Source organism: Nocardia arthritidis NBRC 100137 (assembly GCF_001612765.1).
Taxonomy (GTDB): Bacteria; Actinomycetota; Actinomycetes; order Mycobacteriales; family Mycobacteriaceae; genus Nocardia; species Nocardia arthritidis.
In genome coordinates this window covers 1-11,594 of record NZ_BDBB01000045.1, presented here as the reverse complement: position 1 = coordinate 11,594, position 11,594 = coordinate 1, and the positions used below count along the sequence as shown (strand labels likewise).

The following is an 11,594-nucleotide window of genomic DNA, read 5'->3' as shown; positions in this document are numbered from 1 at the left end:
ATATCTGATGAGCTTCTTCGCTCGAATGGTCATGCTATTGCGCGGGCCGCTCGAGCGTCAATTGTTCTGCGTTACAGCTTTTTCAATTTACGTAACGTCGCCACCAGTGGCGCGTTGGAAAGCATCCCGTGCGTGAGACGCGGATGAATGGCGCTGAGATTCATCAGCACGGCGTAGCGCAGACCGTGGTCGCGCCAGTCCGCGAGCTGCTCGACGATCTCGTCCGGCGTACCGGCCAGGCAGAATTCCCGCACCAGCGAAGCCGGGACCTTCTCGATGTAGTCCAGCACGGTGCGCTCGTCGAGCGTCTGCGGCAGGTAGTCCTGCAGGCCGGTGAAGTCCTCGCCCAGAGGGTGGGTGGCGCCGTGCCTGGTCCACATCTCGCCGGGGGCGCACAGGGTCAGCGCCCGCGCGCCGACACTTTCGACGAGAGCGTCCACCTCTCCGGGACGGGCCGCGGTGAGCACGCTGAACACGGCAGCGGGCGCGACCGACGACGGGTCGCGGCCCGCGTCGGACGCCGCGGCGCGGACCTGCTCGAGACGGTGCCGGTACTCGTGCGGGCGCTGCGCGAAGCCCGGGAACCACACGTCGGCGTAGCGACCGGCGGCCCGCAGCATGCGCGGGCCTCCCGCGGCCACCCAGATCTCCGGACGGGTGCCCCGGTAGGGCGGCACATCGAAGACCGCGTCCCGCAACGGGAAATACGGCGAGTCCCTGGTCACCAGGGTGCCGTGGGAATCCCACAACGCCCTGATGGTGGCCAGCGCCTCCTCGAACCGTCCGACCGGGGCGGTCCAGTCCACGCCGTAGGGCTCGTTGTTGTCCCGGATGCCGGTGCCGATGCCGAGAATGGCCCGGCCGCGACTCAACTGGTGCAGGGTGGCCGCGGCCTGCGCGGTCACCGCGGGATTGCGCCGGCCCGCGTCGGTGACGCCCACACCCAGCCGCAGGCGGGCCAAGCGGTTCTGCGCGGCGAGATAGCCCAGCGCCGTCCACGGTTCGTAGATCCCGTCGGCATGCGGTGCGAGCCGGGTGATGCCGACGTGCCGCGGTTTCCAGATCGAGGCGGGCAGGATCGAGGGCAGGTGGTCGGTCACCCAGAGCGAGTCCGCTCCGCCCGCCATCGCCACCGAGCGGCTGCCGCGAAATTGCAGGTCGGGCGCGAACCGGGTGTAGACGCCGGAATCCATCACACCTGTGCGGAATTTCGCCATGTTGTTCCTATCGCACTATTTGGGTACTGGTTCGAGAGCGGCACTGGTCTCGGGAATTTCGATCCTTCGGTGCCAATGGGCGAGTCGCGGCGGCGCCCACCAGTTGGCGGCGCCGAGCAGGCGCATCAAGGCGGGGGCGAGCACGCCGCGGATCAACGTCGCGTCGCTGAGCACGGCCAGGGTCAGGCCGAGGCCGAACAGCTGGATGAACGACACGTGCGAGGTCACCATGCCCGCGAAGGCGATCGCCATCAGGCAGGCGGCGGCGGTGAAGATGCGTGCGGTGCGGGCGACGCCGGTCGCCACGGCGCCGGTGTTGTCACCGGACGACAGCCACTCCTCGCGAATCCGGGACAACAGGAACACCTCGTAGTCCATCGAGACGCCGAAGGCGATGCAGAACATCAGGATCGGCATCGTGGGCACCAGATAGCCGGTCGAGGTGAAGCCGAGCAGGTTCGACAGGTGCCCCTCCTGGAATATCCAGACCATGGCGCCGAAGGTCGCCGCCAGCGAAAGCGTGTTGAGCAGTAGCGCTTTGATCGGCAGCAGCACGCTGCCGGTGAAGAAGAACAGCACCACCACGGTCGACAGCGCGATCATGAAGACGGCCAAGGGGAGTTTCGCCCCGAGCGCGTCGAGCGTGTCGACGTTTTCGGCTGCCGCACCCCCGACCGTCGCGTGACTGGGCGGGGAGACGGCGCGCACCTGGGCGAGCTGATCGATCGCGGCGGGGGAGTACGGGTCGAGGCGGGTGCCCACGCGCAGGTAGGTGCCCGCGTCGTCGCGCATGCCGGGCGGCGCGGAGGCGACTTTCAGCCCGCCGGCATAGACGCCCGCCGCGGACAGCACGGTCGAGACATTCTCCACGCGCGACAAACGCTCTGCGTAGGCGGCGATCTCGCGGTCTCCGCCGCGGTAGCCGGGCATGGCCACGAGCACGCCGGCCATCGCGTTCTCCCGGAAGCCGGTGCGCAAGGCGTCGCCGACCGCATGGCTGGACGCCCCGGCGATGACCCGGTCGTCGGCGGCGCCGAACCGGATGGACAGGAACGGCGACCCGAGCACCAGCAGCAGCGCGATCACGGCCAGTGCGGCTACGACGGGATGGCGCATGACCAGCCGCACCGCGCGGTACCACCGGGTCTCGGTCACCTCGGCGGGTTCGGGCTGCGGTCGGTGGAATCGGCGCCGCGAGAGGGCTCGCAGGTCGAACGCGTCGACACGGGGGCCGAGCAGCGCGAGCGCCGCGGGCACCAACAGCAGCGTGGTGAACACGGCCGCCCCCAGCACGGCCAGCCCCGCGTACGCCAGCGACCTGAGGAAATACAGCGGGAAGACCAGCAGCGTCGACAGCGACAGCGCGATCACCACACCGGAGAACAGGACGGTGCGCCCCGCCGTGCGTGCTGTGCGCGACACCGCCTCCGCGGTGTCGCGTCCAGCGGCGAGTTCCTCCCGGAACCTGCTGACCATGAACAGGCTCGAGTCGATCGCGACCGCGAAGCCGAGTGCGCTCATCATGTTCAGCGCGAAGATCGACACGTCGCCGAACTCGGTGAGCAACCGCAGGATCGGCAGCGTCGCGAAGATGTTGAACACGCCGACCGCCAGCGGGATCAGCGCGGCCGTCACGCTGCCGAAGACCAGGATCAAGGCGAGCCCCGTCAGCGGTATCGCGATCGCCTCGGTGATCAGCAAGTCGGTGACGATCCGATGGCTCATCTCGTCGAAGGCCACCGCCTGGCCGCCCGCCCGCACGGTGACACCGTCGAAATCGCCGCTCACCCGGCCGGCGATCGCGCCCGACCGTTTGGGCGCGTCGGTGTCGTCGCCGGTGACATGGACCAGGACCAGACCGTCGCGGCCGTCGCTGCCGCGCAGGCCCTGCCGCAGATCCGGGGGGAGTTCCCAATAGGACTGGACCGCGTCGATCTCCTCCTGGCCCCGCAGATCCGCGGTCAGGCGCTCACCGACCGCCCGCGCCGCGGGGCTGTCGAGCCCGTCCGGCGCGGTGACCAGCAGTATGAGATTCGGGGCTGCGCCGGGGAATTCGCGGCCGAGGAACGCCGCGACCTCGGCGGACTCGGTGTCGGACGGAATGTAGCCACCGGACTTCAGATGGGCAGGCGCCGACCAGCCCAGTCCGACGCAGACGATTCCGATGAGCAGCGCGCCGTAGAGGATGGAGCGCGGCCGCCGGATCGCCAGGCGTGCGAGACCAACAAGCATGATGAAAGACCTCTTCTCGAACTCCGGCCGTGGCGAATGCGTATGCGATCGGCGCTATTCGGTGGCGCCGGGATCGATGTAGCCGGCCAGCGCACGCCACTCCTTGGCATTGCGGTGGGCGAGTTCGGCGACCGCCGGAATGCAATGCGGGGGGACCGTGGCCACCAGGGCGGTCCACACCTCGCGCTGCATCGAGTGTGTGTGCAACCAGCGCAGCAGGTCACGGCCCTGCTGGCTGTGCCGCATGGCCGGGTCGCGGGTGAGCTGCTGCAGCAGCAGCGCGCTGCCCTCGGGCTGGTCGGCGGCGCTGTCGTGCTCGGATGATCCGGTCTCGCGCAGGCGTTTGCGGATCGCGTGCGCTGTGCTGATGGACACCTCGGCCGCGGCGGCCAGCGCGCGCAACGGCATGTCCGGCGAGGCCGCGAGCAGCTCGGCGACGCGGCGCCTGCGCTGCGCGCGATCCATCGGCCTGCGCCTGCCGTCGGCGCCGACGCGGATGTTCGACTGCGGAATTTCCGCACTCGAACGTTGCCGGAGCGTGGCCACCGTGCGCGCGGACAGCCCCGTGGTGGACGCGATGGCGCGGTCGGACAATTCCGGCATCGTCTCGATGATCCGCTCCGCCGCCGCTTTGCGATCCGAGAGCGTCAACGGCAGCCCGTGCGTCGTATTCAGTTCGACGCCGCGCAGAAAGGCCTCGGCCGCTGTTCCGTCGAAGAACACGACTTCGATGTCCTCGCGGCCGAGCCATTGTGCGGCACGCAGCCGGTGCATTCCATCGATGACGCGCATCGTGCTGCGATGCACCAGAATCGGCGGCAATTCGGTGTCGCTCTCGGCCAGTCGTGCGATATGCCTGCGGTCCTCGCCGTTCGACCGCGGTGAGTCCGCGGGCAACAGTTCGCCGATCGATACGAGATAGCGCGCGTTCGACGCCAGCGGCACCACATCGCCGCTCACCAATTTAAACTCAGCGGACATTTCGAAACCCCCAGGGTCGCCCGGATTCAGATCGGTCCTCGATGACCCGATGGTCCATCCGGAACCCGGCTAGGCTTCGACCGACCGATCGGTCACAGCGTAGGTGCGCCCGGTGCGCGACACTAGGCTTTCCGGAAAGAGTCGGGAGAATTCGAAAGCATGACAGTCATTGCCGACCCGGGTCGCACGGCCCTGCTCATCGCGGGCACCGTGGTGGCGGAACGCGAGGGGCTGCACCGACTTTCGATCAACGCGGTGGTCGAGGAAGCCGGGATGGCCAAGGGCACCTTCTACCATCACTTCGTCAATCGCCGCAGTTACGTCATCGCGTTGCACCGCCGCTTCTTCGACGCGTTGTCCCAGTCGGTGGCCGCGGCGCTGGCCGGGATTCCGCCGGGGATCGAACGGATCGGCCCCAGCCTGGACGCGTTCCTGGATGCCTGCCTCGACGCCCGCGGCACCGAGGCGTTCATGGTCCAAGCGCGCACGGATCCGGATCTGCGCGAGGAGATCCGCCGCCGCCACGAGCTGTTCATCGCGGTCGGGCGGCCGGACATGGTCGCGGCGGGGTGGCCGGACCCCGACGCCGCCTCCCGGATGAAGGTCGCCATGGTCGGTGAGATCTGTCTCGCCGAGCTGACCTCCCGGCGTGCCCGTCCGGATCTGCGGATCGCGGCCGTGCGCATGCTGACCGCCAATCGCACCGGATCGCTTGCCGGGGAACCGCCCGAGGGCGATGCGATCTGAGCTGCTCGGCCCGAAAGTGTCTCGTACCGAATACCTTCCGTGTCTCGCAGGTGCCAGGCAGCTGCCGTCGCCGACACGTTGCTGTGGTTGCGGCTACGCGGCGGCCATCTCCCGGGCGATGGCCGCGGCGAAGGCGTCCACATCGGCCTCGGTGGTGTCGAACGAGCACATTCAACGGACCTCGCCGGTGCGCTCGTCCCAGACGTGGAAGCGGAACCGTTTCCGCGGTCGCTCAGGCCGACGCCGGCGCGGCCGTCTCGACGCCGGCCTTCGACGGGCAGGTGGTCAGGGCACCACGACGACCTTTCCGGTGGCCTGATCGCTCTCCATGTACCGGTGCGCCGAAACGATGTCGGCCAGGCTGAAGACGCGGTCGATGTTGGGCCGACAGGCGCCGGCCTCGACCGCGCGGACGATCCGCCGCAGCATCGGCGTACCTGCGTTGCCCTGCACCGTATCGCTGTGGAAGGCCGTGAGTTTGGTTCCGGACGGGATCATCGCTACCGGTTCGAAGTCCTGAATCGACCACCCGCTGAGCGAGCCCGCTACACACACGGTCCCGCCGCGGCGCACCAGGTGCAGCGAGTCCACCACTGTGCTCGCCCCGACGAGATCCAGTACATGGTCCGGACCCTCGGGCCAGACCGCGTGCACGCTCGCCGCCAGTGTGCCACCCTGGTCGAGGAGTGGGTGGTCGACGCCGGCCGCGGCCAAGGCGTCGATCTTGCCCGGCTGCCGTGTCGTGGCGGCGATCTCGATACCGTCGCCGGACGCGATCGAGGCGGCCGCCATCCCTACCGACGAGGTCCCGCCACGGATCAGCAACCGCCCTCGGACACCCGGCACGATCCCCAACGCGTCCAGCGAGCCCTGTGCGGTCAGATATGTCTCGGGCAGCGCGGCCAACACCTCCCAGGGCAACGTGGTGGTGACCGGCATCAGCAGTGCGTTCGGCAACAGCGCGTACTCCGCGTAGCCGCCGTCGAAGTCCCGGCCCATCTCACCCATCACCGCCGCGACGGTCATGCCCTCCGGCAACCCGGGATCGGTCGAGGCCGCCACGATTCCGACGCATTCGATCCCGAGCACACGGGGGAACGCCACATTCGGAGAATGACCCTGCCGGGTTCTCAGTTCCGACCGGTTCAAGCCGGTGCCCTTCACCTGCACCAGGCTCCAGCCCTCCCGAACCGCCGGTACCGGCAACTCTCGAATCTCCAGCGCCTCCGGGCCACCCGCCCTGACACAGACCGCCGCTCGCATCGTCGTAGACATGTGTCCACTGTCGCCGGGAGGCAGTCTGGCCTGCCACCGATAGAATGCCGAGTTATGCCCGTTGGCCGCCAACATTCCCGGCCCGGCGCGACATCGCGGATATGGCCGTCCGGAGGCGCCCATACCTGGCCGTCGGGAGGAACGAGTGCGGTGCATTCCCATCCTCGCGGGCATCTCGTCTACGCGGCGCGTGGTGTCTTGTCGGTGCACACCGAACGTGGCACATCGATCGTTCCGGCCAATCGAGTCGCATGGACCCCTGCCGGATTCACGCACTACCACCGCGCGCACGGGCACACCGATATGCGGATCGTCTTTCTCCCGGCATCCCTGGCCCGCCTCGTGCCTGCCCACCCAGCCGTGTTCACAGCCTCCGGCCTCGTCCGCGAAATCCTTCTCACCCTCACGGGTTCGCGCGGTGGTGACAGCGTCGCAAGCGACCACGAGCGCGCCGCGCGCGCTCGCCTTCGCCGGGTCCTCGTCGACGAACTCCGCGAAGCGCACGAGCAGCCACTGATCCTCCCGCAACCGCACGACGACCGATTGCAAGCCGTCGCGCGGATACTGCACCGAAACCCCGCGGACAACACGACGCTGGCCGAACTCGGGCGGACGATCGGAGCCGGCGCGCGTACGCTCAGCCGTCTGTTCCACAACGAACTCGGCATGACCTTCTACGAGTGGCGCACCCAGCTACGCATCTATCACGCGCTCGTCCTGCTCGCCGACGGCCACGACACCACCCACGTCGCACATGCCTGCGGATGGGCGAACCCCAGCAGCTTCATCGCAGCCTTCACCGGCGTCCTCGGCACCACACCCGGCCGCTACCGAGCTGGACATCCGGCGAAGTAGCGCGTGAACCGACTGCCTGCCGGGCGAATACAGCGTCGTGACAGGCGGATTGACTGCGACTACCGTGGGTATGTCGAGCGCGAACGCACGCTCCATCGTAAGCAGCTGGATCGGATGAAACGGAGAACGCGATGCTCGGACTGGGAATACTCGGCTGGATCATCATCGGCGGGTTGGCGGGGTGGATCGCCAGCAAGATCATGAAAACCGATGCTCAGCAGGGCATCCTGCTCAATGTCGTCGTCGGTGTGATCGGTGGGCTGCTGGGCGGTTTCCTGCTGAAGCTGCTGGGGGTGGATGTCGAAGGCGGAGGCTTGTGGTTCAGCTTCTTCACCTGCCTGGGCGGCGCGGTGATCCTGCTGTTCCTGGTCGGGCTGGTGACCGGCCGCCGCGGCGCATTGCGCTGACTTCTGGCGAACCCGGGGTAGCCGCCACATGGTCGACGGCCATCCCGGGTGGCCGACCGCTCCGCGATGCGTTATGGCAGATCGTGATCGAAGTCGAAGTGGAGCTGGATGGTGGTGCCCTGTCGGCTGGTGTGTATGCGCACGAGGTCGGTGAGCTGGTTGACCAACAGCAGGCCACGGCCGCCCGGGCGATAGGTTTGTGCGGGCAGGCGGCCCGCGAGTGGATTGGTGATGTGTCCCTTGTCGCTGATCTGGAAATACAGCCGGTTGTCGTCGGTCCACATCTTCAGCGTGCCGTTCCCGCCGCCGTGGACGACGGAGTTGGTGGTGGTCTCCGCTATGACCAGTTCCAGATCGATAAGACGGTGCTCGGGTATACCCGCTGTGCGGGCGTGCTCTGTGGCGACGTGCCGGACATGCGCCAGGGATGTCGCGTCGAAGACGATGGTGGTAGCGGTGGGGGGTGCGGAGGGGAGCGGTTCGTTGTAGAGGTCGACGATGTGGCCGGGGTCGTAGTTATCGCTGGTCCGCCGGCCCGTGTGGTCGATGAGAACGGGGTGGGTGGCGTGCGCGTCGGCCAAGACCTCCGGCGATAGGCGCGCGGTGTCGTAGGGACACAGGATGCTGACCTCGCGCCCGGTGAACGCGGCGTTGATCAGCGCCTCGTGCTGAGCGCACGCTGGATACTCCAGCGACGAGCGGCCGGCCCAGATGGGTTCGCCGATGATTCGCACTCGTCCGGACCGATGCCGGTCGGCGAAGGCACGGAGCACTCCCGGGATGATGCGGCCAGGGTTGCGGCCCTCGACGGTCATGTCCATCAGGTGTATCGAGCGCGCGTCAGAGCCCAGCTCGGCACGCAGGAGGGCAAGGTTCGGGCCGGGGACCGCGACAGCGACCGGTTCATCGTCGGCGAGTCCTTCGCGGATGAATCCTAGGGTGCCCGTGAGGTATTCCTCGGTGTCGCGATAGAACAGCGCGGGATGCGCGAACGGATCGGTCGATTCCGAAGGGGCCGATGCAGCGCCAACAGAGTTCATGTGTGCACTACCTCGATCGTGGGTAGGGAAGGCCAGAACACTGCGAGGATCCGAAGCATCATCGGCGGGGGCTGATGCAACACGATTCGTGGCGCCTGTGGTGTGCGGGAGGCGGCTTCCACCAGTATCGACGTTCCGTGGACATCGATGAACGTCAGCTCGGACAGGTCCAAGTGGGCGTCGCGCTTCGCGGCGGTCAGTTCCGCCAGCGCCGAGCGCCAAGCAGCCCGGGTGGTGAAATCCACCGCTCCTGCGCACCGTAGACCGGAAGGACTGCTGGTCCGAGACGTGCGGAAGGTCGAAGGATCGGAGATCGCCGCACTACGCGCAGGTGTGGCCGACGGTGCGGGCTCCACTGCTCACCGACCTTCCACTGGCCTACACGAGACGACGCGTGGGATCTTACGCCTCCGCCGAACGAGCGCCGCCGCACCGCCTGCTGGCGCCGTGGCCAGACGACGTATTCACGATCCCGCGTGATCACGGCCTATGCGACGCGGCCGACGTGCCCCATCGGCTCGCTGTGACGGGAAGAGTCCGAATACCGTGGCTCGCTGGGCGCTTTCGGCTTCTGGTGCGCATACTGCGGCCACTCGGGTCGAAATCCGCTGTCGGCGGACGTTTCCCGTGGCATCTGGGTGCTATTCGGTCAAGGAGTGGATCGGCGCCCTGACGAGAGGTGCGATCAGACAGCTCGAGGATGAGCCGCACCAGGGTGACAACCGTCGCGACGGCTCGTCGATCACCGGGCACTTCGTCAAGCCCGACACCAGCCGCCGCCACCCGGACACCACCGTCACCGAGAACGGGTGACACCCGGATGCGGTCAGGAGGGGATCGGCAGGTTTCCGATCTCTCCCGCCGGGTACAGCGGCTGGGTCATCGAGAGAAAGGGTGTGATGCACGATGCGCAAAACCTTCGCGATCTCATTGACGGCCCTGTTCCTCATGCTCGGCGGTGCGGCGGTAGCCGACGCGGCACCGGCACCGGCCCCGGCGCAGCTGGCCCAGGACACCCACATGGACGACGACAACAGCGACAAGACCGGCTTGTGGGGCCTGCTCGGCCTGCTCGGCCTCGGCGGCCTGGCGGGGCTGGCACGCCGTAAGGACACTCGCACGGCCCCCACCACCGGGACGCATCCCCGTCAGCCCTGACGCGGCAACCGCTGGACTCAGGGGCCCCTGTCCGCCGACAGGGGCCCCGCCACGGTTACCGCGGCTGCGAGTGCCACGCGTCGGGATTCCCGTCCGATCGATGCGGCGATGGATCCGCGCCTGAACAGTGGGATGGGGCGGCTCGGTGCGCGGCTCCCAGCGACGTCGTTGTTCAAGCGCTGATCATGGGCGCGGGGGTAGTTCGCCGCGGTGAGTGAGGTACTCGGCGATATCGGCGAGTTTGGTATTGGTGTGTTGGCTGGCGCGTACGAGTAGGGCGAAGGCTTGATCGGCGGTCAGTTTGTGGCGCTCCATCAGGATCCCCTTGGCTTGTCCGATCAGATCGCGGGTGTCGATCGCACGCGCGAGCTGGGTCACCTGCTGGGCGGAGGCCAGTGCCACGGCGGCATGGGCGGCGAACAGGGATCCGACGTGCTCGGATTCGGCGTCGAACGCCGCGGGGGACGGCGAGTAGAGATTGAGGGCACCGAGGTCGTTGCCGGTGACATAGAGCTGGAAAGACAGAATGCTGCCGATACCGAGTTCGGCGGCCCGGGCCGCGAAACGGGGCCACCGCGGCTCGTCGGTCGTATCGGGCAGAACCACGATGCGCTCGTGGTAGAGCGCGTCCAGGCATGGCCCTTGCCGCAGGTCGATCTGCGCTCGGTCGACTCGGTGGATCAGGTCGGCGGTGACGGCCGGCGTATGCATCGTCTCGCGGTTGCCGCTGACCAGCACTCCGGCGTAAGTGGCGCCGGGCACCGTCTGCACGGCGGTATCGACGATGCCGCGCAGCGTGTCGTCGAGATCGTCTTGTTCCTGCAGGTACCGTGCCAGATCACCCAATCGCACAGCCAGATCGGCGTCCGCGGCGGAGGGACCGGTCGGTGTGTTGTCGTCGGCGCTGAGGCGCGCATCCGTCATCGTCTGCCCGTCTTTCCGAGAAAGCTCCCGAGATGGCAGGTGCCGTCCGGGAGCGCCGGCCTCGCCCTGTTCCGAAGGACAGTGCACACCACCCTACGCGCGACCCCGCGGCGAAGTCGCCACAACGTCATCAAACCGATAAGCGCAGGGAGTGGATGACTTGTCCGGCGACACGCCGCCGCGCCATATCGACCGTGGATGCGGCACTGCGACAGCGACGACGGCATCGAGGGCAGCCGAACCACGGCAGGAAGACACTGCGATCCTGCACAGCGCCGTGGCCGGCGCGAACGTCGGCGAGCGGCAGTGGATCACCCTCGGCCGACCGGTAATCCGGTGTCAGCCATCGCCTCGAGCGGCGCGCTCGATCAGCTGCGCGAGCGCGTCACCGACCCGTTGGCCGGGTGCGGTTGCCGACGTCCTCGGCGCCGCTCTTTTCGCGGAGAAGTAGCTGGACCCGTGCCACGTCGACCGACCTGTCGAGTGCGACAAGGCCTTCGCGAAACCTCAACTGCGACAGCAGCGAACGAAACGGGCACGGGCGTGGGGCGGCGCGGGCCGGTACTCTGGATTCAGAGCAGCTGCGAAGAGCGTTAAGTTACTACCAATTTCCTGATCGCGCCCGTGATGTGCTCGCAGTTGTGTACCGTATGTTATCGCAGGTTCGCTCCGCTTCTGGAGTGGTCCGGGGTCGGACATGGGCCCCGCAGAAGGACTCCGTTGTCCGCGTGCGGATGCATCCGCCCCGAGACGCGGAT

The 11,594-nt window shown here is 67.8% G+C and carries 12 protein-coding genes; 5 read left to right on the top strand and 7 right to left on the bottom strand.

Translation table 11 applies throughout. From position 1 onward, the window contains the following. Positions 1 to 71: 71 nt before the first annotated feature. Genes NA8_RS26560 through NA8_RS26550 form a run of 3 tightly spaced genes read right to left on the bottom strand, consistent with a single transcriptional unit; the run spans position 72 to position 4,430 of the window. Entirely contained in the window at positions 72 to 1,217 is a 1,146-nt protein-coding gene (locus NA8_RS26560) for an LLM class flavin-dependent oxidoreductase (protein WP_063053084.1), read from the bottom strand. A 15-nt stretch (positions 1,218 to 1,232) separates the two neighbouring features. Beyond that, positions 1,233 to 3,449: an MMPL family transporter gene (locus NA8_RS26555; RefSeq protein ID WP_063053083.1), complete on the bottom strand. Its 2,217-nt coding sequence runs from the start codon at positions 3,447 to 3,449 to the stop codon at positions 1,233 to 1,235. Between the two features lie 54 nt (positions 3,450 to 3,503). After that, positions 3,504 to 4,430 (bottom strand): ParB/RepB/Spo0J family partition protein, encoded by a 927-nt coding sequence (locus NA8_RS26550; RefSeq protein ID WP_084467099.1) that lies wholly within the window; start codon positions 4,428 to 4,430, stop codon positions 3,504 to 3,506. A 159-nt stretch (positions 4,431 to 4,589) separates the two neighbouring features. On the opposite strand from NA8_RS26550, the gene NA8_RS26545 reads away from it, so the two are divergent. Further along, entirely contained in the window at positions 4,590 to 5,177 is a 588-nt protein-coding gene (locus NA8_RS26545; protein ID WP_063053081.1) for a TetR/AcrR family transcriptional regulator, read from the top strand. A 285-nt stretch (positions 5,178 to 5,462) separates the two neighbouring features. Here the strand turns inward: NA8_RS26545 and NA8_RS26540 are convergent, their stop codons facing one another. Further along, the gene (locus NA8_RS26540; protein WP_063053132.1) at positions 5,463 to 6,452 is read right to left on the bottom strand and encodes a zinc-binding dehydrogenase; all 990 of its coding nucleotides are present in this window, start codon (positions 6,450 to 6,452) and stop codon (positions 5,463 to 5,465) included. A gap of 150 nt (positions 6,453 to 6,602) precedes the next feature. Between NA8_RS26540 and NA8_RS26535 the strand changes: the two genes are divergently transcribed. After that, positions 6,603 to 7,307: an AraC family transcriptional regulator gene (locus NA8_RS26535; RefSeq protein WP_063053080.1), complete on the top strand. Its 705-nt coding sequence runs from the start codon at positions 6,603 to 6,605 to the stop codon at positions 7,305 to 7,307. A 131-nt stretch (positions 7,308 to 7,438) separates the two neighbouring features. Continuing rightward, a complete protein-coding gene (locus NA8_RS26530) occupies positions 7,439 to 7,714 on the top strand; it encodes a GlsB/YeaQ/YmgE family stress response membrane protein (protein WP_063053079.1) in 276 nt (91 codons plus the stop codon). A gap of 71 nt (positions 7,715 to 7,785) precedes the next feature. Here NA8_RS26530 and NA8_RS26525 read toward each other — a convergent pair whose 3' ends face one another. Together NA8_RS26525 and NA8_RS26520 are read right to left on the bottom strand one after the other, a co-directional pair. Next, positions 7,786 to 8,754 carry a sensor histidine kinase gene (locus tag NA8_RS26525; protein ID WP_063053078.1) on the bottom strand — a complete coding sequence of 323 codons (969 nt, stop codon included), beginning with the start codon at positions 8,752 to 8,754 and terminating at the stop codon, positions 7,786 to 7,788. After that, entirely contained in the window at positions 8,751 to 9,110 is a 360-nt protein-coding gene (locus tag NA8_RS26520) for an STAS domain-containing protein (protein WP_084467097.1), read from the bottom strand. The genes NA8_RS26525 and NA8_RS26520 overlap by 4 nt, the downstream gene beginning before the upstream one ends. Before the next feature lie 271 nt (positions 9,111 to 9,381). Here NA8_RS26520 and NA8_RS26515 point away from each other — a divergent pair, with 271 nt between their 5' ends. After that, the gene (locus tag NA8_RS26515; protein ID WP_063053076.1) at positions 9,382 to 9,567 is read left to right on the top strand and encodes a hypothetical protein; all 186 of its coding nucleotides are present in this window, start codon (positions 9,382 to 9,384) and stop codon (positions 9,565 to 9,567) included. 93 nt (positions 9,568 to 9,660) lie between these two features. Continuing rightward, positions 9,661 to 9,912, top strand: a complete 252-nt coding sequence (locus NA8_RS26510; protein ID WP_063053075.1) for a WGxxGxxG family protein — start codon at positions 9,661 to 9,663, stop codon at positions 9,910 to 9,912. A gap of 183 nt (positions 9,913 to 10,095) precedes the next feature. Here the strand turns inward: NA8_RS26510 and NA8_RS26505 are convergent, their stop codons facing one another. Next, positions 10,096 to 10,836: a GAF and ANTAR domain-containing protein gene (locus tag NA8_RS26505; RefSeq protein ID WP_218019512.1), complete on the bottom strand. Its 741-nt coding sequence runs from the start codon at positions 10,834 to 10,836 to the stop codon at positions 10,096 to 10,098. Positions 10,837 to 11,594 lie beyond the last annotated feature (758 nt).

Coding starts and splice junctions, on each gene's coding strand:
- NA8_RS26560 (WP_063053084.1), bottom strand. CDS start 1,217: ATGGCGAAATTCCGCACAGGTGTGATGGATTCCGGCGTCTACACCCGG.
- NA8_RS26555 (WP_063053083.1), bottom strand. CDS start 3,449: ATGCTTGTTGGTCTCGCACGCCTGGCGATCCGGCGGCCGCGCTCCATC.
- NA8_RS26550 (WP_084467099.1), bottom strand. CDS start 4,430: ATGTCCGCTGAGTTTAAATTGGTGAGCGGCGATGTGGTGCCGCTGGCG.
- NA8_RS26545 (WP_063053081.1), top strand. CDS start 4,590: ATGACAGTCATTGCCGACCCGGGTCGCACGGCCCTGCTCATCGCGGGC.
- NA8_RS26540 (WP_063053132.1), bottom strand. CDS start 6,452: ATGTCTACGACGATGCGAGCGGCGGTCTGTGTCAGGGCGGGTGGCCCG.
- NA8_RS26530 (WP_063053079.1), top strand. CDS start 7,439: ATGCTCGGACTGGGAATACTCGGCTGGATCATCATCGGCGGGTTGGCG.
- NA8_RS26525 (WP_063053078.1), bottom strand. CDS start 8,754: ATGAACTCTGTTGGCGCTGCATCGGCCCCTTCGGAATCGACCGATCCG.
- NA8_RS26510 (WP_063053075.1), top strand. CDS start 9,661: ATGCGCAAAACCTTCGCGATCTCATTGACGGCCCTGTTCCTCATGCTC.
- NA8_RS26505 (WP_218019512.1), bottom strand. CDS start 10,836: ATGACGGATGCGCGCCTCAGCGCCGACGACAACACACCGACCGGTCCC.